This window comes from Taibaiella sp. KBW10 (assembly GCF_003852495.1).
GTDB lineage: Bacteria > Bacteroidota > Bacteroidia > Chitinophagales > Chitinophagaceae > Edaphocola.
The window spans coordinates 93,565-112,137 of record NZ_QAJI01000003.1; the positions used below are offsets into that span (position 1 = coordinate 93,565).

Annotated in this window: 17 protein-coding genes; 12 read left to right on the forward strand and 5 right to left on the reverse strand. The window is 42.0% G+C overall.

The window, feature by feature from the left end; genetic code table 11:
* Window positions 1-18 precede the first annotated feature (18 nt).
* Window positions 19-3,483 carry a hypothetical protein gene (locus tag DBR32_RS04695; protein WP_124635149.1) on the forward strand — a complete coding sequence of 1,155 codons (3,465 nt, stop codon included), beginning with the start codon at window positions 19-21 and terminating at the stop codon, window positions 3,481-3,483.
* A 67-nt stretch (window positions 3,484-3,550) separates the two neighbouring features.
* Here the strand turns inward: DBR32_RS04695 and DBR32_RS04700 are convergent, their stop codons facing one another.
* The 3 genes from DBR32_RS04700 to DBR32_RS04710 form a co-directional block, all read right to left on the reverse strand.
* Entirely contained in the window at window positions 3,551-4,246 is a 696-nt protein-coding gene (locus tag DBR32_RS04700) for a YjjG family noncanonical pyrimidine nucleotidase (RefSeq protein ID WP_124635150.1), read from the reverse strand.
* 9 nt (window positions 4,247-4,255) lie between these two features.
* Entirely contained in the window at window positions 4,256-4,561 is a 306-nt protein-coding gene (locus DBR32_RS04705) for a DUF4286 family protein (RefSeq protein ID WP_158605908.1), read from the reverse strand.
* A gap of 155 nt (window positions 4,562-4,716) precedes the next feature.
* A complete protein-coding gene (locus DBR32_RS04710; protein WP_158605909.1) occupies window positions 4,717-5,154 on the reverse strand; it encodes an Hsp20/alpha crystallin family protein in 438 nt (145 codons plus the stop codon).
* A 409-nt stretch (window positions 5,155-5,563) separates the two neighbouring features.
* Between DBR32_RS04710 and DBR32_RS04715 the strand changes: the two genes are divergently transcribed.
* Both DBR32_RS04715 and DBR32_RS04720 read left to right on the forward strand, forming a co-directional pair.
* Window positions 5,564-7,564 carry a hypothetical protein gene (locus tag DBR32_RS04715; protein WP_124635153.1) on the forward strand — a complete coding sequence of 667 codons (2,001 nt, stop codon included), beginning with the start codon at window positions 5,564-5,566 and terminating at the stop codon, window positions 7,562-7,564.
* 48 nt (window positions 7,565-7,612) lie between these two features.
* A complete protein-coding gene (locus tag DBR32_RS04720; RefSeq protein ID WP_124635154.1) occupies window positions 7,613-8,239 on the forward strand; it encodes a carbonic anhydrase in 627 nt (208 codons plus the stop codon).
* Between the two features lie 250 nt (window positions 8,240-8,489).
* On the opposite strand, the gene DBR32_RS04725 is transcribed toward DBR32_RS04720, so the two are convergent.
* Window positions 8,490-9,512 carry a DUF4476 domain-containing protein gene (locus DBR32_RS04725; RefSeq protein ID WP_124635155.1) on the reverse strand — a complete coding sequence of 341 codons (1,023 nt, stop codon included), beginning with the start codon at window positions 9,510-9,512 and terminating at the stop codon, window positions 8,490-8,492.
* A 9-nt stretch (window positions 9,513-9,521) separates the two neighbouring features.
* Window positions 9,522-10,022 (reverse strand): biotin/lipoyl-containing protein, encoded by a 501-nt coding sequence (locus DBR32_RS04730; RefSeq protein WP_124635156.1) that lies wholly within the window; start codon window positions 10,020-10,022, stop codon window positions 9,522-9,524.
* A gap of 137 nt (window positions 10,023-10,159) precedes the next feature.
* On the opposite strand from DBR32_RS04730, the gene DBR32_RS04735 reads away from it, so the two are divergent.
* From DBR32_RS04735 to aspS, 9 genes are all read left to right on the forward strand, one after another.
* Entirely contained in the window at window positions 10,160-11,245 is a 1,086-nt protein-coding gene (locus tag DBR32_RS04735; protein ID WP_199724363.1) for a class I SAM-dependent methyltransferase, read from the forward strand.
* Window positions 11,246-11,279: 34 nt separating this feature from the next.
* Window positions 11,280-12,512: an NAD(P)/FAD-dependent oxidoreductase gene (locus DBR32_RS04740; RefSeq protein WP_124635157.1), complete on the forward strand. Its 1,233-nt coding sequence runs from the start codon at window positions 11,280-11,282 to the stop codon at window positions 12,510-12,512.
* Between the two features lie 9 nt (window positions 12,513-12,521).
* Window positions 12,522-13,118, forward strand: a complete 597-nt coding sequence (locus DBR32_RS04745; protein ID WP_124635158.1) for a hypothetical protein — start codon at window positions 12,522-12,524, stop codon at window positions 13,116-13,118.
* Window positions 13,115-13,456 (forward strand): MGMT family protein, encoded by a 342-nt coding sequence (locus DBR32_RS04750; protein WP_124635159.1) that lies wholly within the window; start codon window positions 13,115-13,117, stop codon window positions 13,454-13,456. The genes DBR32_RS04745 and DBR32_RS04750 overlap by 4 nt, the downstream gene beginning before the upstream one ends.
* Window positions 13,457-13,532: 76 nt before the next feature.
* Window positions 13,533-13,763, forward strand: coding sequence for a hypothetical protein (locus DBR32_RS04755; RefSeq protein ID WP_124635160.1), 231 nt, complete (start codon window positions 13,533-13,535; stop codon window positions 13,761-13,763).
* Window positions 13,764-13,861: 98 nt separating this feature from the next.
* Complete coding sequence (locus tag DBR32_RS04760) at window positions 13,862-14,080, forward strand: hypothetical protein (protein WP_124635161.1); 219 nt, start codon at window positions 13,862-13,864, stop codon at window positions 14,078-14,080.
* Between the two features lie 147 nt (window positions 14,081-14,227).
* The gene (locus DBR32_RS04765; protein WP_124635162.1) at window positions 14,228-15,895 is read left to right on the forward strand and encodes a glutamine--tRNA ligase/YqeY domain fusion protein; all 1,668 of its coding nucleotides are present in this window, start codon (window positions 14,228-14,230) and stop codon (window positions 15,893-15,895) included.
* Window positions 15,896-15,958: 63 nt separating this feature from the next.
* Entirely contained in the window at window positions 15,959-16,687 is a 729-nt protein-coding gene (gene fabG, locus DBR32_RS04770) for a 3-oxoacyl-ACP reductase FabG (protein WP_124635163.1), read from the forward strand.
* Between the two features lie 72 nt (window positions 16,688-16,759).
* Complete coding sequence (gene aspS / locus DBR32_RS04775) at window positions 16,760-18,529, forward strand: aspartate--tRNA ligase (RefSeq protein ID WP_124635164.1); 1,770 nt, start codon at window positions 16,760-16,762, stop codon at window positions 18,527-18,529.
* Window positions 18,530-18,573 lie beyond the last annotated feature (44 nt).

The window sequence follows — 18,573 nt, forward strand, 5'->3', positions numbered from 1 at the left end:
TGGGAATCAGAAAACTTTATGAGAAATAAGATTTATGTTTTTTCCGGCTGTATGCTTTTAAGCATGTCTGCAACCTTGTACACCCATGCCCAAACGAGTACTGAGTTATTCGGGCAGAACAGGGTACAATCAAAGACGTTCAACTGGAAATATTATGAAGCCAAGCGTTTTAAAATATACCATTACGACAAAGCCGGGACGGATCTCTCCAGGTATGTAGCCGAGCAAATGGAGCAAGACCTTACTGCTATTGAAAATCAGATGGGCGGTATCTTCCCTAATCAGCTGGACATTATGCTGTACAATTGTTTTGATGACTTTCAGCAAACGAATATCGGCTTAACTTCCAACAATAATATACATAACAATACCGCCGGCAGGGTGAATATTGTGGGTAATAAACTAGTGGTATATTTTACCGGTAACCATAGCGACCTTAAGCGTCAGTTACGTTCTGCACTCTCCAGTATTATCCTGGAGAAAACGGTGTTTGGCGACAATATTGTAGAATCGCTAAAAAACGCTTTAGTCCTCAATTTACCAAAATGGTTTACGGAAGGATACCTTGAATATGTAGTCGATGGCTGGGACAGCAGAACTGACAATGAATGGAAAGCTTTGATCAATACCGGCAAGCCCCTTAAGTTTGAAGAACTGGCGCGTAAATATCCACAACTCTCTGGTAAAGCTTTCTGGAAATACCTGATTGAGCGCTATGGCGAAAAAGAAGTAAAAGACTTTATCTTCCTGACGCAAAACGACACCAAGATCAACAAAGCGATTCGCTCGCTAACAGACAAAAAAATTGTCCCCAATTTTGATTCGCTGATTGTCTTCTACCAAAATGCATACAATACCGATTTACAAAACCAAACGGATATTACAGCAGAAACCCCTCTGTTAAATATAGAGAACAAGGACTATCAAAGGCGCATATATAATGTAAAGGTATCCCCAAGAGGTTATGATGTGGCTTATGTGGCCTGGAAAAACGGTATGTTTGATGTGATTCTGGAAACCTCCAAACAAATAGAAGGAATCAGAAAAAAGCACATTGCCAAAATCGTGAGCGGCGGACTCATTAATCATAACGAAAGTGACGACCCGAACTACCCTATTCTGGCCTGGAGTAATACCGGTTATAAACTTGGTATTATTTATAAAAAATACGGTACGATATACCTAAAAGTATATGATGCCGTCAAAGCGAAGATTGAGATGTACATCATTTCCAATAAGAAATTTGACCGCGTCCTGAGTTTCACTTTTATGGAAGATGATGATATGATCGTTATGTCGGCTATTAAAGGCGGACAAAGTGATCTTTATGAATATCGACTGAAACGTGGCCGTATCAACCAGATTACCAATGATGCTTACGATGACCTGGAACCGAATTATGTAAGCGGTGGCTCCAGAAAGGGCATTGCATTTCTGTCTAACAGACCGGAACCTTATATCAACATACAACCCCTGCCTAATGAACTTCCTACGGGTAGGTCAAAGGGGTATTTTTACAATTCAACCACACAGAACTATGAATTGTTGCCCTTAACACCTAATGAAAAAGGTGACGTCACACAGATCATTCCTTATGGTCCGGATAACTTTGCCTACCTCACCAATAATAATGGCGTGTACAATAGAAATGTCGTTGCGTTTAGCAGGGATAATAAGAATAAAGATGTTGCCTACAGCATACCGGTAACGGATGGCAATTACGGCATTTTATACCAACAGTATAATCCGGCCAGTAAAAGTATTGCTGATGCTATTAAGACGCCCGATGGCATCAAGGTTTATTTCCGAAAAGTAAACCTGCCCGAACCCTTTGGTGATCTAAAAGCAGTAAACCGTATTCCGGCCAGCCTGGTAGAGGAAGCTTTTCTGAGCAACACTAAAAAGAATGTGATCATTAATGATCAAAATATAAAAGAGCGGAGTAAAGCAAGTTCCTCTTCTACGGATAAAAACAATAATAACGCTAAGGATCAGCTGGACATTAAAGAAGGCGATGCGATGCAGAGTAAATTTAGCCGTAACAGAAAGCGCAAAGCAGCAGACAATACCAATACAGAAGATGGCGCCGGCGAAAAAGTGGTGGTTCGTGCAGAGTCAGACGGATTTGCGCAAAAGCTTTCCGGGGGCAGCACAGCGGTAACTGATAGTACACAAAAAAAGCATATTGTATATGTTGACAGTACTTACATTCGCCTGAGATCGAAAGAATATAAGCCAAGCTACAAAACCGATTTTTATAGTTTGCGCCTGGATAATAATATCTTGTTTACGCGTTATCAGAATTTCACGGGCACCATTTCTACCCCAAGCCTGGGTGGAATGCTTTCTGCCAGCGTATATGACAAAATGGAGAACTATCGCTTTACCGGTGGATTAAGAATTCCTTTTGCCACGAATGGTAGCGCCTATTTTGTACAGTTCGATAATTTCAAAAGAAAAGTCGACTGGGGACTTACTTATTTCCGGGAGACCCAAAACCAGGATGTGCAGCTAATTGCCAATACACCTGCAGGAAGAGAATTATTTATACTTCCGATCAAACCTGTAGTCAACATTTTACAGGGCTATGCAAACTATCCTTTAGATAAAACAAAAAGTATACGCCTGAATGTAGGCCTGAGGCAAGACCGCACTATCCTGCGTGCGGTAAACCCGGTGAGTGCAATTGTAAAAGATGAAGACAAGTACTATATTACCTCCAGGCTAGAGTATGTACATGACGACACCCGTGCTATTGCACCCAATATATTAGATGGATTAAGACTGAAGTTATTTGGCGAGTATTTATATAAGCTTCATGATGATAATGTCTATGCCAATGGCGGTCAAACACGGCCAAAAACAGGTGGTTTCTATAATTTCGGATTTGACATCCGCTATTACGAACCAATATATAAAAACATGATTTTTGCGATACGGACTGCAGGCGCGCATTCTGGTGGCAACGAAAAAATATTGTATATGTTGGGTGGTGTAGACAATTCCCTGAATGCAAAACTGGATGACTACCCTATTCCTTCCAGTAAATTTGCCTTCCAGAGCTTGGCTACAAACCTTAGAGGATACAATCAGAATGCCCGTAACGGAAATACTTACTTCTTGGTTAATGCAGAGTTGCGGATGCCTGTTTTTGAAACCCTGTTCAGAAAGCCGGTACAGTCCAGCATATTGAAAAATCTTCAGGCGATTGCCTTTGTAGATGCGGGTTCAGCATGGCAGTACCTTATTCCAAGTAAGGAAGATCAAAGAAGCAGAAGCGCTACCTTTATTTCCCCGACAAATAGCATCAACTCTCCGGGCAATGTAACCTTAACGGTTAATAATGCCGGTGTCAATTCGGTAGGACTGGGCTATGGTCTTGGCTTACGCACCATGCTCTACGGATATTTTATAAGAGCAGACGCAGCAATGAATCTCAATAATAAAATAATGTATCATATCTCCTTAGGATTTGATTTCTAAGCATACTTTACCCTTATAACACAAGAGGAACCATATACATGGTTCCTCTTGTGTTATAAATCGTTATCTAGACAATTTGCTTCAATTCACTGAGACAGGATATCTCAAAAGTAGGCTGTACTTCATGCGGTATTTTTTCAGGATTAAAATAAACCTGATCCATCCCAAACGATTTTGCACCCATGATATCTGCTTCGAGACTGTCTCCGATCATTAAGGAACCTTGTTTATCGGCTCCTGCAGCGGTCAACGCATATTCAAATATCGGGGCATGTGGCTTAAGGCTATTGGTTGCCTCAGAGGTAATGACATGGGTAAAGTAATGACCGATACCGGCCGCATTTAATTTCTTCCATTGTGTATCTTCAAACCCATTGGTGATCAAATTAAGATCATATTGCTGCGCTTTACAATACTCCAGTATCTCTATTGCAAAAGGAAATAAAGCCTGCTGATGCGGCAAAGCCTCCAGGTATACCTGACTCAAAGCCCTTGCCAAGCGCTCGTCTCCGATCTTGAATTCGATTAAGGTCAGCCACATGCGTTTCCATTTCAATTCTTCCCTGCCAATAAATCCATTACGATACCGTGCCCAGAGGCGGTCGTTATGTACTTTATAATGTTCGTAAAATACCGCAACCGAAGGAACACCTATCGTAGCGAGTTCATGAGTATCATAAATATGCGATAATGTATGGTAGGAGTTTTGCTCAAAGTCCCAAAGGGTATGGTCTAAATCAAAAAAAAGAGTCTTGTATGCCATTACGATTGATTAATGTATAATTTCCATAATTGTGCGGAAAGAAATGAAGGCATTTCCAAATTGCTGATGCCCTAAGGACCTCAAACGTTCATCCTGTTCACTTAAAAACGTATTATAATTTTCAAGGGTATCACAATGAAACTGTGTAACGTACATTACCCCTTCCTCATCATCATTGCCCTGCAATTTACAAAACCGGTGCTCACCAAACAGGCCCGTATCCTGCATTTCCTTAATCCAGGTACTTTTCATCCATTGCAACCAGTCTTGTTCTATCGAGTGCATTACTTTAGTTGTTATATTTAATATCAACATTTTTTTTAGCGCAAAGATAATGATTAGATTTTTCTGAAGAAGGTTAAGCGCCATCGGTATCATACCCGGCGCAACCTTGAAAAATTTAGAACCTGATTACAAAAAAAGCACACTGCAAATGCAGCGTGCTTTTTTTGTTCAGGGCAATAATACGTTTAGTTGATTGCAATCTCTACCTGCGCGGGTTTGATTACTTCTTTTTTAGATAAAGCGATTTTCAAAATACCATTTTCAAAGGAGGCATTAATTTTACCTGCATCTACTTTCTCGCCTAATGTAAAACTTCTTTTAAAGGACTTGACACCAAATTCATTTCTCAAAAGCTTGCCGCTTGTTTCTTTTGCCGGCTCACTCTTATCATAAGAAATGGTAAGGATATGATCCAATACACTTAATTTAATATCTTCTTTCGCCACGCCCGGAGCCATCACTTCAATATTGAATCCTTGCTCCATTTCATAAATGTTTACCGGTGGTTGCATTACCGGACCTGTTGCGTGATCGTCTTTAAACATGGTATTGAATCTACCATCAAAAATAGTTTCCATAAGGTCACCAAAGTTTCTCACACCATTTGCATTAACTGTTTTCATAATTATTTGTTTTTTATTTGTTTTAAAAAATGTTTGTATGGTATCTATAGCAAGTTCCAGACCAACACAATAAACAAGACATTTTGTCATATTTTAAATTAAAACAAAGACATTTTGTCGTTTTTAGTATTATTTTATCATGAATATTCGGCATTTCAAGGCATTTCGCCTCAAAATCTAATGACTTCATCAAAAAAAACATTTCATAATTCCATTTATTTTTATGAAATTTGCAGTACTTACGATGGGTTAGTAAGTAAAGTTCGGGGAGCTGTTACATAATATGTAACGGCTCTTTTTTTTGCCCCTCCACAATCAGTTTCTGATCATTTTCCGGATAAATATTTGATGTATTAATTACAAACTCTAGCACGTATCTTTACGTCCACCATACTATTTTATACATACGATGATTTGGTTCTATTGGACACTATCCCTACTCTTCGGATTACTATTGGCATTTCTTGTTTATAGAAAAGACAAACAAAAAGACGTTCCCGTCAAATGGCTCCCTGCACTCCTCCGCTTCATTGCAGGCAGCTTAACCGCAGGTTTACTTTTAGCACCTGCATTTTCCGGATTAAACAATACAGAAGAGAAACCTACGATCATTTGGCTACAGGATGTATCTACTTCTACCAAAAATGCACTGAGCCAATATCAGGAAAAATACCAGGCTACACAGAAAGCAACACTGGCACAATTAAACAAAAACTATCAGGTACAAATAATCGGATTCGGCAACACGAGTATTAAAGACAGTATTTATACCTATACACAAAAGAGCACCGATATCGCCAGTGCCATTGAACGCGCTGCAGAACAAAACCAGGATAAAAATATCGGGGCTATCATTATTGCTTCTGACGGCATTTACAATGAGGGTAGCAATCCTCTCTTCCTGCAACTCCCTAAACCAATTCCGCTATATACGATTGCGCTGGGTGACAGCACCACCCCTAAAGATATTCGCATCAATGCCCTTCATACCAATAAAACCGTAAGCCTTGGTAGTACTTTTGAAATCTTTGCCGACATCATAGCTACCGGACTTGCAGGCGAGCAAACAACCGTCAGCCTGAACCATAACGGCAAAGTATTGGCAACACAAAGCCTGCAGATCAATAGCATCAATGAAGCCAGTAGCATTAGCTTTAATGTAGTGGCCAGCACCAAAGGCTTGCAACACTATACTGTATCGGTTGCCAAAACCGGTGCAGAACAAAATATACAGAACAATACACAATCTGCAATCGTAGAGGTGACAGAAGAAAAGATCAATGTATTGTTGCTGGCTGCCGCACCGCATCCCGATATTGCAGTTATCCAAAATGCACTTAAAGATGCAGGACAATACAAAGTTGATGTCGTGCTGAATGGCAGCATACCCGGCAATCTTAAGGAATACAATGTGCTCATCGCCTATCAGTTTTACGCAGGCACAGACCTGGACAATATACCTGCCTGGTATATCCTGGGGCCACAAAACAATCCCGGACTCACCAAAAGAATCATGAGCCTGACGGGCACCAGTCCTATCGCAAGCGCCAATGAACCTATGGCCCTGCTGAATCAAAGTTTCAACCTGTACACCTTACCGGCCAACATCAAGCAGACACTCCCTAAAATGCCGCCACTGACGGGCGTATTATTCCAGATGAAGCCCGGCAGCAATCCTTTATTGAGCGACCAAAGCGGCAATAGTATTTGGAGCTATAACCCCGGCAAAGTGCCTTTTAGTATTTTAAACGGCACTGGTTTGTGGCGATGGAATATTTATGAGTATAAAAATTTCAAAACACAACAAACGACTCCCGAACTCATTCGACAAACGGTGGGATTCTTACAGTCCCCTAAAGACAATAAACCTTTTAAGCTCATCTTACCGAAGCATAACTTAAGCGATAGTGAACCGCTGGTGGTACTGGCCGAATTAAGGAACAGTACTGGTGATCTGATCAATACACCGGAAGTTATCCTTTCTGTCGCAGGCACCGGCAAGGACATGAATTACAATTTTGAAAAAACGGGCAACAGTTATCGCCTGCAGGCAGGTTTACTCGCCTCGGGCACATACAGGCTTACCGCCAAAGTAAGCTATAACGGAAAAACCTATGAAGATTATGGGCTGTGCTATGTATCGGACGTTCCACTTGAAGCCTTACGGACACAGTCCGACTACGAGCTGCTGTTCCAGATGGCACAAAAGTCGCAAGGCCGTTTCTTCACACAATACAATTTTAATAACCTTACCGATAGCTTGAAAAAAGATGGCAATATCAAAATAAAAATCCATAGTAAAAGTGAAATACATCCGCTCATCGATCTTAAATGGCTGTTCTTTTTGATTATCGCCATTGCAGCATCAGAGTGGTTTTTAAGAAAATTTTGGGGAATGACCGCTTCCTAAAAAAGCATTCTACAGTATCTTTATCTCAAACAAAAAAACAAATACATTATGAACATCGAACAATTATTTGAAAATAACCGCAACTGGATACAAAGCAAATTAAAAAGTGATGATCAATATTTTGAAAAATTAGCCTCAGGCCAGCAACCCAAAATCCTGTATATCGGATGTTCCGACAGCAGGGTTACGGCGGAGGAGATCATCGGGCTAGAACCGGGAGAAGCCTTTATTCACAGAAATGTCGCCAACCTGGTGAACAATGTTGACCTTAATGTAATGTCGGTAATCAACTATGCTTTAGATCATTTGAAAGTAGATCATGTAGTGGTTTGTGGCCATTATAATTGTGGCGGAGTAAAAGCGGCAATGCAATCTGCAGATTTGGGTATCCTGAATCCTTGGTTAAGAAATATCCGCGATGTGTACAGAATGCATATGGATGAACTGAATGCCATCAGTGATGAAGGAAAACGCTATGACCGCCTGGTTGAATTAAATGTAGAGGAGCAATGTTTTAATGTACTCAAAACAGCAGCAGTACAAAGAGGCGTAAGAGAACGCGGGGTAACGGTACATGGCTGGGTATTTGACCTGCGTACAGGTGAGTTGATCGATCAGAAAATCGACTTCCAGACTAAATTGGACAAAATCAGGGAAATATTCAGATTGGACTAAAATTCAAATAATATAAGTTGCCTTAATGAAAACAATAAGCAATCGATACAGAACAGATCGCTTAGGAATCGGCCTTATAAATCCTTGATTTTTGGCGCTACCTTTTGCATCAAGGCAAAAGGTAACAATAGCTATAAAGGGAAACCAAAAGAATAATGAAGTCTTTGCTTCCTAAAAGTAGATATTCAATTAATATACACAATTAGGGCGCAACCATGGTTGCGCCCTAATTGTGTATATGATAAGACTATTATTTACCTACAACCTCATTCTTAAACCGCTCTTTTAAATAATTGGTATTGAACAAAGAAAGCAGCTCTGTGTAATGATCTATATCTGAAACCCGGGGTTTCAAAACCCTTGCCACTTCATAACGGGAAGACTGCGAATTAAAACTTAGTGCAACTACCCGTACCTGTTCCGTACTGAAGCAAAATGCCTTACCGTACTTTTGTACATAAGAAAGTTTATTTTCCTCATCGGTGCGATCTTCCAAGCGCTGCGCAAAGGCATTAAATGCGGCCTCGGTCATCCCTTCTTCACAATTGATCGTTTTTTTCACCGGCTTTTCTGGTGTTGCCTCTATAGTAACAGCCTGTTCCGGCTCTTCTTTTTTGTTGCGTTTATTACCTTTCTGCTTTTCTGCATTTGCGGCAGCCTCTTTATTCATCTCAAAGTCAAGAAATCGGGTATCTTCTTTTGTGGCAGGTGTTGCAGGTGTATCTTCCGGCGCTGCTACAACCACAACCTTCTTCTCTTTCTTTGGCTTGGCAGCCTTAACCGGTTTGGTTTCCGGCACTTCTTGTACCGGATCGGCAATTTCCTTTCCTGTATTAGCAACATCCGGCTCTTTATTCACCGCCAGCATATCTTGCAGTTCCTTATTCGGATCGGTAGTGATGACATCGTCCTCTACTTTATTACCGGCATTGATGTAATGACCATTATTCAGGTCATATAAAGCAAACTGCGTATTATTAAGCTTTTTTAAGACTAAAGACCGCTGACCGGAAGGTGCAATATTCAATATAAATTTCTGAGCAGGATAAGCATTCTGCTGAAACAATACTTCCAAATGAAGCGGTCCGGCAGCAAGGCCGTTAAGGATTGCAAAATCTTTGCTGTAACGCGCCTGCATCTCCCCTTCCATCTTTACATAAATAGGGGTTTGCTTATCGCCCTGTATATACACAAAGGCATCATTCTTCTCTTGGGCACTTATGGTTATTTGCCCCAGCCCCATAAGACTACAAAACAGCAATATTTTTTTCATTCGATTCCTTTATGCCAGTTCAATCAATATTTCCCCTTTCTCTACAGCCTGGCGTTCTGTGATTTTGATCGCTTTTACCGTAGCATCATTTGGCGCTTTAAAAATGTTTTCCATCTTCATGGCTTCCAGGATTAATACCGGTTCCCCTTTCTTAATCACCTGTCCTTCCGTAACCAATATTTTCAGAATTAAGCCGGGCATGGGTGCCTTTATCGGTTCTATTTTCTGCATTTTAGAAATATCCAATCCCATTTTAGACAGTAAGATATCTATTGGTTCCTGAATCTGGATATCGTATAAATTATTATTGACGCTAAGCGACAAGGTCTTTTTAGCACGATCAACCTGCACGACACTGGCTACATAGCTTTTATTGTTTGCAATAATCGTATAACTGGCATTAGGCAAAGCGACAGCGTCCCAATCGATCTTTTTATCGTTTACCAATACCTGATCCTGATCTACAGAAACAGCCAGTTCCTGAGCATCAGAAAATTTTACGTTGTACATAGTTTTATTTTACAAAAAAAATTAAAATGATGAGACAAAAGTAAGTTATTCTCAGCATCATCACAAACAACAATACTTTTTACTTTGCACGAATAATTTTACTTTTGGTCCATTATTTAACAATCTTATCAAGACTTATGAATTCCAATAATGCAAAGAATATGTTTGAAACGGACAATATTAAAGCGCTGGATGCCCTGGATCGGGCACACCTGATTGCTTTTGCTCCTTATGTATGGGAAGCCTCAAAACTGCTGATCGAAAAAGGCATACTAAATATTGTAGACAAAAGCGGTACAGATGGCATCAGCATAGAAGAGATTGTACCTCAAACAGACCTTTCTCATTATGGGGTGAGGGTATTATTGGAAGCAGGCTTAGGCATTGGATTAGTGTACCGTAAGGCCGATAAATACCTGCTGGCCAAAACGGGTTATTTCATGCTAAAAAATGAAATGACAAAAGTCAATTACGAATTCATGCGGGATGTATGCGCCGAGGGCGCTGAGTCTCTGGAATCTTCTATTTATCATTCCAAACCCGAAGGCTTGAAAGTATTCGGCAACTGGAATACCTTATATGAGGGGCTTTCTGTATTACCGGAACCCGCCAAAACAAGCTGGTTGGCTTTTGATCACTATTACTCTGACAACACCTTTGAGGTGGCCTTGGAACTGGTGTTTGCCTCAAACCCCAAAAAAATACTGGACATTGGTGGCAATACCGGTAAATGGTCTTTACAAAGCCTTCATTATAATCCGGAGGTACAAGTAGGTATTGTAGACCTTCCAGGACAATTGGCAATGGCCGAAAAAAATATTGATGCCGCAGGATTTAAAGGAAGGGTACAGTATTATAACCATAATGTACTGGACAATAGCCTGAGCTTACCGGAAGGATATGACATCATCTGGATGAGCCAGTTTTTGGATTGTTTCTCCGACGACGAAATTGTAGGTATTTTACAAAAATGCCATAAAGTAGCCACCGCCGACACGCGTGTGTTTATCAATGAAACCTTCTGGGATCGCCAAAAATTTGAAACCTCTGCTTTTGCCTTGCAAATGACCTCGCTCTATTTCACGACTATGGCCAATGGCAACAGCCAGATGTATGATAGCCAGGTTTTCTATAAGCTCATTGAGCAAGCGGGGTTTGAGATCATTAAGACCCATGATAACATCGGTTTAAGCCATACCATCCTGGAATTAAAAAAGAAATAAACATTTCTGTAGAACAAAACAAAATACTTTAGAAATGAAACATACTGATGTTTTAGTGATTGGCGCCGGCCCTGCCGGTACCGTAGCAGCATCCATCATCAAAGGAGCAGGATACGAAGTGGAGATTGTTGAAAAAACACAGTTTCCCAGGTTTGTGATTGGTGAAAGTTTATTACCCCGTTGCCTGGAAGCCCTGGAAGAAGCCGGTTTTATCCCTGCGCTGAAAGAAAAAAAGTTTCAGGAAAAATGGGGCGCAAAATTTGTCTTAAACGATGCTATTTGCGATTTCACTTTTAATGAACAACATACAAAGGGCTATAACTATGCCTGGCAAATGCCCCGTGCTGACTTTGACAGCACGCTGGCTGATGAATGTGTGCGTAAGGGTATTCCGGTACACTACTTAAGTGAAGTGGTTGATATCAAAATTGACGAACAAGGCCACAGTATAACAACTGTCCAAAAAGAAGATGGCAGTACGTTTACCGTTTCTGCTAAGTTTATTGTGGATGGTAGTGGTTACGGCCGCGTTATCCCACGCTTATTCAACCTGGACAAGCCCGCACAATTACCAACCCGCAAGACCATTTTTTGCCACATGGAAGATCCGCTGAGACAAACTGTTGAAGAGCCTGATCGTATCGTGATTTATGCGCAAGGGAATGATTGCTGGATATGGACCATACCTTTTTCAAATGGAACAACCTCTGTAGGCTTTGTGGCGCTACCCGAATATTTTGAACAGTATGGCAGCGATGAGGACATCACCGCCAAATTCAAAAAAATGATTGCAGCGGAACCCAACCTCAGGGAACGCTTTAAAGATGTAGTTCTTAAATTTGAACCCCGGATACTGCAAGGCTGGAGTGCAACTTCCACGACTTTCTATGGTCATGGCTTTGTGCTGACGGGCAATGTAACCGAGTTTCTGGACCCGATCTTCTCCTCTGGTGTGACCCTCGCCACCGTATCAGCTCAAAAGGCAGCCAACCTGGTGATCAAACACTTAAAAGGCGAAAATGTAGACTGGGAAAACGATTATATGCGATATATGGAGAAGGGCGTAGATGTGTTCAGAACCTATGTCAAGTCCTGGTATACGGGCGATCTCTATAAAATTTTCTTTGCTGATAATAAAGATGCCAGCGTAAAAGCACAGATTTGCTCGGTACTGGCCGGATATGTCTGGGATGATACCAATCCTTTTGTCAAAAACCATGAAAGATCGGTAAGTTCGCTGATCAATTTTTTAGAGCGTAAAAACTAAATCCGGGTAATGTTGTATATCAATCACTGCGTTTCTTTGCGGAACGATGCCCTGCATGTAGATAAGCACCTCCAGCACACCCTTCCGGTGGCGGAGATTGGCGAAACGCTTACCGGTTTGTACCGCTTGCTGGAGATCAGCTATCCCAAGTTTTTTAAAATGGATCTGGTCTCTAAGGCTGCCTTTCTGGCAACAGAGGTTTTGATGCAGGCCGTTCGTTTTGAGGGCAACCGGGATAAGGTAGCCACGGTGCTCACCACTGCTTCTGGATGTCTGGCAGTAGATGAAAAGTTTGAAGCCTCGCGTAGTGAAGGGGCTTCTCCTGCACTATTTGTATATACCTTACCTAACATCATGCTGGGCGAAATCTGCATTCGCCACCAATTCAAAGGAGAGCAATTGTGCAGTGTTGCCCCGGCAACGGATTGTTATTTTATGGAAGGTTATGTACAGGATTTGCTGGATAACCACGATACAGATGCCTGCTTATGTGGTTTTGTGGAGGCCTATGACCAAACGATTGACGTACGGCTGATCTGGGTTTCTGCACAAGAAAGTAAAACACCTTTTGATCAGGAGCATTTACTTCAAATATTCGCTTCATGAGCCAAGACACGCTTAGTCAATATCAGGCGATCTACGATATCGTGAAGCTCATTCCGTTTGGAAGGGTGTGCAGTTATGGGGTTATTGCCAAATGTGTGGGTTATGGCTGTACCGCCCGTGTCGTGGGCAGGGCAATGTTCAATTCCCATAACCTACCCGAAGTACCGGCACACCGTGTACTCAACAGCCAAGGCAAACTTACCGGGAGGTTTCATTTTGAGACCCCTACCCGCATGCAGGAATTGCTGGAAGCAGAAGGCATTACCATAAAAAATGATAAAGTGTTGGATTTCAAAACAATCTTCTGGGATCCTGATACCCTGGCCGAAAAGTTTTAAGAATTCCCTAGTATTTGCTTAAGAGTTCCATAGTATTTGCTGCCGTACCTTTACAATAGTTTTCAAATGTGCTGCAATGGACTTCTTACTGATTGATACGATAACCAACTCTGCAGGTAAATTATACCTGTTTATCCGATACCGCAACCCAAATAAAAGACGAAAGATATTCCTCAACGAATACGAAGGTTCCTATACCCTGGCCGGGAAAGAGGCGCTACTTTGGGTACTCGCGCTTATTGTCTTACTGATTGTCGTCGGACTGATTGTCTTGACGGTCTCTAATACTTTTATTCCCAGGGAATAAGAAATTTTCTTTGTGGCCTGTTTGCTATTTTTTACAAACGTTATAGTTTTTCTAATTTGGAAAATCGATACCGATTTTCTTTTTATCTTTGACCCACTATGTTTCTCAAGATATTCATATTTTTAATCGTCCTTAGCCTCATCGCACGTTTTGTGCTTCGTTTTGTTATGCCTATTCTTCAGGTTACGAAAGCTGCACGACAGCAGATGAATGACATGCAGCAACAAATGAACAGCAGGAATGGGCAGGCCGAACAACCGCAAAAACAATCAAAAAGAGTAGATGGAGAGTTTATTGACTACGAAGAGGTCAAGTAAACGGATGATCTATCCCTTATAATTGCATATTGCCCGGTTTCTGCCGGGCATTTTTATTTTAAATACATTTTTAACAAGAATTTTAATAGCTAAGTTGCATTAGGTATATTTGCATCGTTATTTACAATTCACCAAGAAAGGAATACAATGAGCGAAGAGCGTTCTTTAAACTTTATAGAAGAAATTATTGAAAAAGATCTGTCGGCCGGCACCCATAATGGGCGGGTACATACCCGTTTCCCACCCGAGCCGAACGGATACTTACATATCGGACACGCCAAATCTATTTGTCTGAACTTTGGACTGGCCAAAAAATATGAGGGTAAATGTAACCTCCGGTTTGATGATACCAATCCCGTTACAGAAGATACGGAGTATGTAGACAGCATCATGAATGATGTACGCTGGCTAGGCTTCGAATGGGATGAGTTACACTATACTTCCGATTATTTTGAGCAATTACATGATTTTGCCGTAGACCTGATTAACAAAGGACTGGCCTATGTAGACGACTCAACAGCAGAAGAAATTGCCGCTACTAAAGGAAATATCGACAGACCGGGTACTGACAGCCCGTACAGGGAAAGAAGTATCGCCGAAAACCTGCAGTTATTTGCCGACATGCGTGCGGGCAAATATGCTGATGGCGAAAAGGTACTTCGGGTAAAAATAGATATGGCACATCCCAATTTATTGTTGCGCGACCCGATCATTTACCGCATCAAACATGCGCATCATCACCGTACCGGAGACACCTGGTGTATCTATCCGATGTATGATTTTGCTCATGGCCAAAGCGATAGTATTGAAGAGATCACGCACTCTATCTGTACCCTGGAGTTTATCCACCACCGGCCTTTATATGACTGGTGTATTGACAAATTGGGTATTTTCCCCTCTCATCAATATGAATTTGCGCGCCTGAATCTGAACTATACAGTGATGAGCAAACGCAAGTTGAAGCAATTGGTAGAAGAAAAACATGTGAGTGCCTGGGATGATCCGCGTATGCCTACCATCAGCGGGATGCGGCGCAGAGGCTATACCCCCGAAAGCATCCGTAAATTTGCGGAGACAATCGGAGTAGCCAAGCGCGAAAACCTGATCGAGATCGGCTTACTGGAGTTCTGTGTGCGCGAACATTTGAATAAAATTGCTTTACGCAGAATGGCGGTGCTGGATCCGATCAAACTGGTGATCACCAATTACCCGGAGGGACAAACAGAAATCCTGAATGCAGAAAATAATCCTGAAGACGAAAACGGCGGTCACCGTCCTTTAGCCTTTAGCAATACACTTTGGATCGAAAGAGAAGATTTCATGGAAAATCCTCCGCCAAAGTATTTCCGTTTGGGTGTCGGATTAAAAGTACGCCTGAAGCATGCTTACATCGTAGAATGTACCGATTATAAAACGGATGAAAACGGGAAGGTAACGGAAGTACATTGTACTTATTTTCCGGAAAGCAAGAGCGGTAACGATACCAGCGGGATTAAAGTAAAAGGAACGATGCACTGGGTAGATACCTTAACGGCACAAACAGCGGAAATCCGCTTGTATGACCGCCTGTTTAAAGTGGAAAACCCTGCTTCGGAAGAGGGTGATTTTAAAGACTATATCAATGCGGATTCTTTAAGTGTTATTGAAAAAGCCTATATCGAACCGGCCCTGACTGAAGCGACACTGGAAGATCGTTTCCAGTTTTTACGCATCGGCTATTTTACCTTAGATAAAGAAAGCTCTCCGGAGCATCCGGTATTCAATAAAACGGTTGGTTTAAAAGACAGCTGGAGCAAAGAACAAAAGAAAGGGTAAATTAAGGATGCCATTGTAAATAAAACGGGCTCTTTAATCCATTAATATAAAGTATAATTTCAAATGAAATACGCATTAGTCACCGGGGGATCAAGGGGTATCGGCAGAGCAGTTTGTATTGCACTGGCACAACTGGGCTACCCTGTTATCATTAACTATAAAGGCAATCTGGCTGCGGCAGAGGAAACCGCTGCAGCGGTAAAAGAGGCTGGCCAGGAAGCAATCCTGCTGCCTTTTGATGTCGCCAAAAAGGAATCGGTGACAGAGGCTTTGGAAGGCTGGATGACCAGCCATCCCGGCGATACGATTGAGGTACTAGTCAACAATGCCGGCATTCGTAATGATGTGCTGATGGCTTTTATGGAAGATGAGCAATGGCGCTCGGTACTGGATACGAGCCTGGAAGGCATGTATAATGTAACCCGCACGATTATGAAACCCCTATTGATGAACCGTTACGGAAGAATCATCAATATTGTGTCGCTCAGCGGAATCAAAGGAATGCCCGGACAGGTGAACTATTCTGCGGCTAAGGCCGGCATCATCGGTGCCACTAAGGCTTTAGCACAGGAAGTGGCCAAACGAAATATTACGGTCAATGCTATTGCCCCGGGTTTTGTGGCATCGGATATGACCAGCGATCTTAATGAAAAGGAGCTTTCTGCCCTTATCCCGATGAATCGCTTTGGCAAACCCGAGGAAGTGGCCGATCTGGTTAGTTTTCTAGCCTCAAAAAAAGCGGCTTATATTACCGGACAGGTGATCTCGATCAACGGCGGTCTCTATACCTAAGCACTGCAATAAAAAAATCAATCCTTAGCGGTCACACGCTCTGTATATTATTCAATATTTTAACAAGCATACATGTATCGTTCTCATCATTGCGGCGAATTGCGCGCGGAACATATCAATCAGGAAATAAGCCTAAGTGGCTGGGTACAGACCATCAGAAAGTTCGGAAGCATCACTTTTGTGGATTTGCGTGACCGCTATGGCATCACACAATTATTGTTCAACGAAGCCCTAACGGCCTTGCTGGACAGCAATCCTTTGGGACGTGAGTTTGTGATCCAGGCAAAGGGTAAAGTGATTGAACGCAGCAGCAAAAATCCGAAAATGCCTACCGGCGATATTGAAATAGCGGTATCGGAATATACCATCCTGAACAAATCGGCAGTACCTCCTTTTACGATTGAAGAAGAAACGGATGGTGGTGATGAACTGCGCATGAAATACCGTTATCTGGATCTGCGTCGCCCTACCCTAAAACGCAATATGGAACTGCGCTACCAGGTAAACCGTGCCGCCCGCAATTATTTGCATGAGCAAGGATTTATGGATATTGAAACGCCGTTCTTAATCAAATCCACGCCCGAAGGAGCCCGCGATTTTGTGGTGCCTTCGCGTATGAATGAGGGACAGTTTTATGCCTTACCCCAAAGCCCGCAGACGTTTAAACAATTGTTGATGGTGAGCGGCTATGACCGTTATTACCAGATTGTAAAATGTTTCCGTGATGAGGATCTGCGTGCCGACCGTCAACCGGAATTTACACAGATCGACTGTGAAATGAGCTTTGTAGAACAGGAAGATATTTTACAAAACTTTGAAGGTATGTTCAAGCACATTTTCAAGGAAATAAAAGGTTTGAATCTCCCGGATGCTTTTCCGCGGATGACTTGGCATGAAGCAATGTGGCATTATGGAAATGACAAACCGGATGTCCGTTTTGGCATGAAGGTGCAAAACCTTAAAGTAAACAATACGGTGCATTGTGCCGCCTTGAATGGTGTTGATTTTAAAGTAACCAATGAAGCGGAAACCATTCTGGCGATCAGTGTACCCAATGGTTCGGAATATACCCGTAAACAAACAGATGAATTAACGGAATGGATCAAACGCCCGCAAATCGGCATGACCGGACTCTTGTTCATTAAATGCAATACAGACGGCACCTTCAAAAGCAGTGTAGATAAGTTTTTTGATGAAGCCAAACAAAAAGAGATTGCCGATACTTGTGGTGCGCAAGCCGGGGATATTATCCTGATCCTGGCCGGCGGGGAAGATAAAACCCGCAGTGCTATAGCAAATTTAAGATTGGAAATGGGTCAGCGTTTAGGCTTACGTAACCCGGAAGTTTTCGCGCCTTTATGGGTTCTGGATTTCCCATTGTTTGAGCATAATGAAGAAGATAACCGCTGGTATGCCAAACACCATCCGTTTACCGCACCCAAACCGGAGCATATTGCTTTGATGGATGATCCTTCCCGTTTTGGAGAGATCAATGCCAATGCTTACGATATCGTACTGAATGGTACAGAGATCGGCGGTGGTTCTATCCGTATCTACCAAAGGGAGCTGCAGGAAAAAATGTTTGCCGCTTTGGGCATGAGTAAAGAAGAAGCACAGGAACAATTCGGTTTCTTATTAGGTGCCTTTGAATATGGTGCGCCGCCACATGGTGGTTTAGCTTTTGGCTTTGACCGTTTATGCGCTTTACTAGGTGGTGAAGAGAGTATTCGTGACTTTATTGCATTCCCCAAAAACAATGCCGGTCGTGATGTAATGCTGGATGCGCCCGCAGCTATTGAACAAAAGCAATTGGATGAGCTGAAATTAAAAATAAGTTTATAGAGAAGCATTGAATATATTTAAGACAAAGGCGCCTTTGTCTTAAA

What these genes read in the sequence shown, in the direction of transcription:
- DBR32_RS04765 (WP_124635162.1), top strand. Translation starts at nt 14,228, where the DNA reads ATGAGCGAAGAGCGTTCTTTAAACTTTATAGAAGAAATTATTGAAAAA.
- DBR32_RS04735 (WP_199724363.1), top strand. Translation starts at nt 10,160, where the DNA reads ATGAATTCCAATAATGCAAAGAATATGTTTGAAACGGACAATATTAAA.
- DBR32_RS04700 (WP_124635150.1), bottom strand. Translation starts at nt 4,246, where the DNA reads ATGGCATACAAGACTCTTTTTTTTGATTTAGACCATACCCTTTGGGAC.
- aspS (WP_124635164.1), top strand. Translation starts at nt 16,760, where the DNA reads ATGTATCGTTCTCATCATTGCGGCGAATTGCGCGCGGAACATATCAAT.
- DBR32_RS04725 (WP_124635155.1), bottom strand. Translation starts at nt 9,512, where the DNA reads ATGAAAAAAATATTGCTGTTTTGTAGTCTTATGGGGCTGGGGCAAATA.
- DBR32_RS04710 (WP_158605909.1), bottom strand. Translation starts at nt 5,154, where the DNA reads ATGAAAACAGTTAATGCAAATGGTGTGAGAAACTTTGGTGACCTTATG.
- DBR32_RS04760 (WP_124635161.1), top strand. Translation starts at nt 13,862, where the DNA reads ATGTTTCTCAAGATATTCATATTTTTAATCGTCCTTAGCCTCATCGCA.
- DBR32_RS04755 (WP_124635160.1), top strand. Translation starts at nt 13,533, where the DNA reads ATGGACTTCTTACTGATTGATACGATAACCAACTCTGCAGGTAAATTA.
- DBR32_RS04705 (WP_158605908.1), bottom strand. Translation starts at nt 4,561, where the DNA reads ATGTTGATATTAAATATAACAACTAAAGTAATGCACTCGATAGAACAA.
- DBR32_RS04730 (WP_124635156.1), bottom strand. Translation starts at nt 10,022, where the DNA reads ATGTACAACGTAAAATTTTCTGATGCTCAGGAACTGGCTGTTTCTGTA.
- DBR32_RS04750 (WP_124635159.1), top strand. Translation starts at nt 13,115, where the DNA reads ATGAGCCAAGACACGCTTAGTCAATATCAGGCGATCTACGATATCGTG.
- fabG (WP_124635163.1), top strand. Translation starts at nt 15,959, where the DNA reads ATGAAATACGCATTAGTCACCGGGGGATCAAGGGGTATCGGCAGAGCA.
- DBR32_RS04740 (WP_124635157.1), top strand. Translation starts at nt 11,280, where the DNA reads ATGAAACATACTGATGTTTTAGTGATTGGCGCCGGCCCTGCCGGTACC.
- DBR32_RS04745 (WP_124635158.1), top strand. Translation starts at nt 12,522, where the DNA reads ATGTTGTATATCAATCACTGCGTTTCTTTGCGGAACGATGCCCTGCAT.
- DBR32_RS04715 (WP_124635153.1), top strand. Translation starts at nt 5,564, where the DNA reads ATGATTTGGTTCTATTGGACACTATCCCTACTCTTCGGATTACTATTG.
- DBR32_RS04720 (WP_124635154.1), top strand. Translation starts at nt 7,613, where the DNA reads ATGAACATCGAACAATTATTTGAAAATAACCGCAACTGGATACAAAGC.
- DBR32_RS04695 (WP_124635149.1), top strand. Translation starts at nt 19, where the DNA reads ATGAGAAATAAGATTTATGTTTTTTCCGGCTGTATGCTTTTAAGCATG.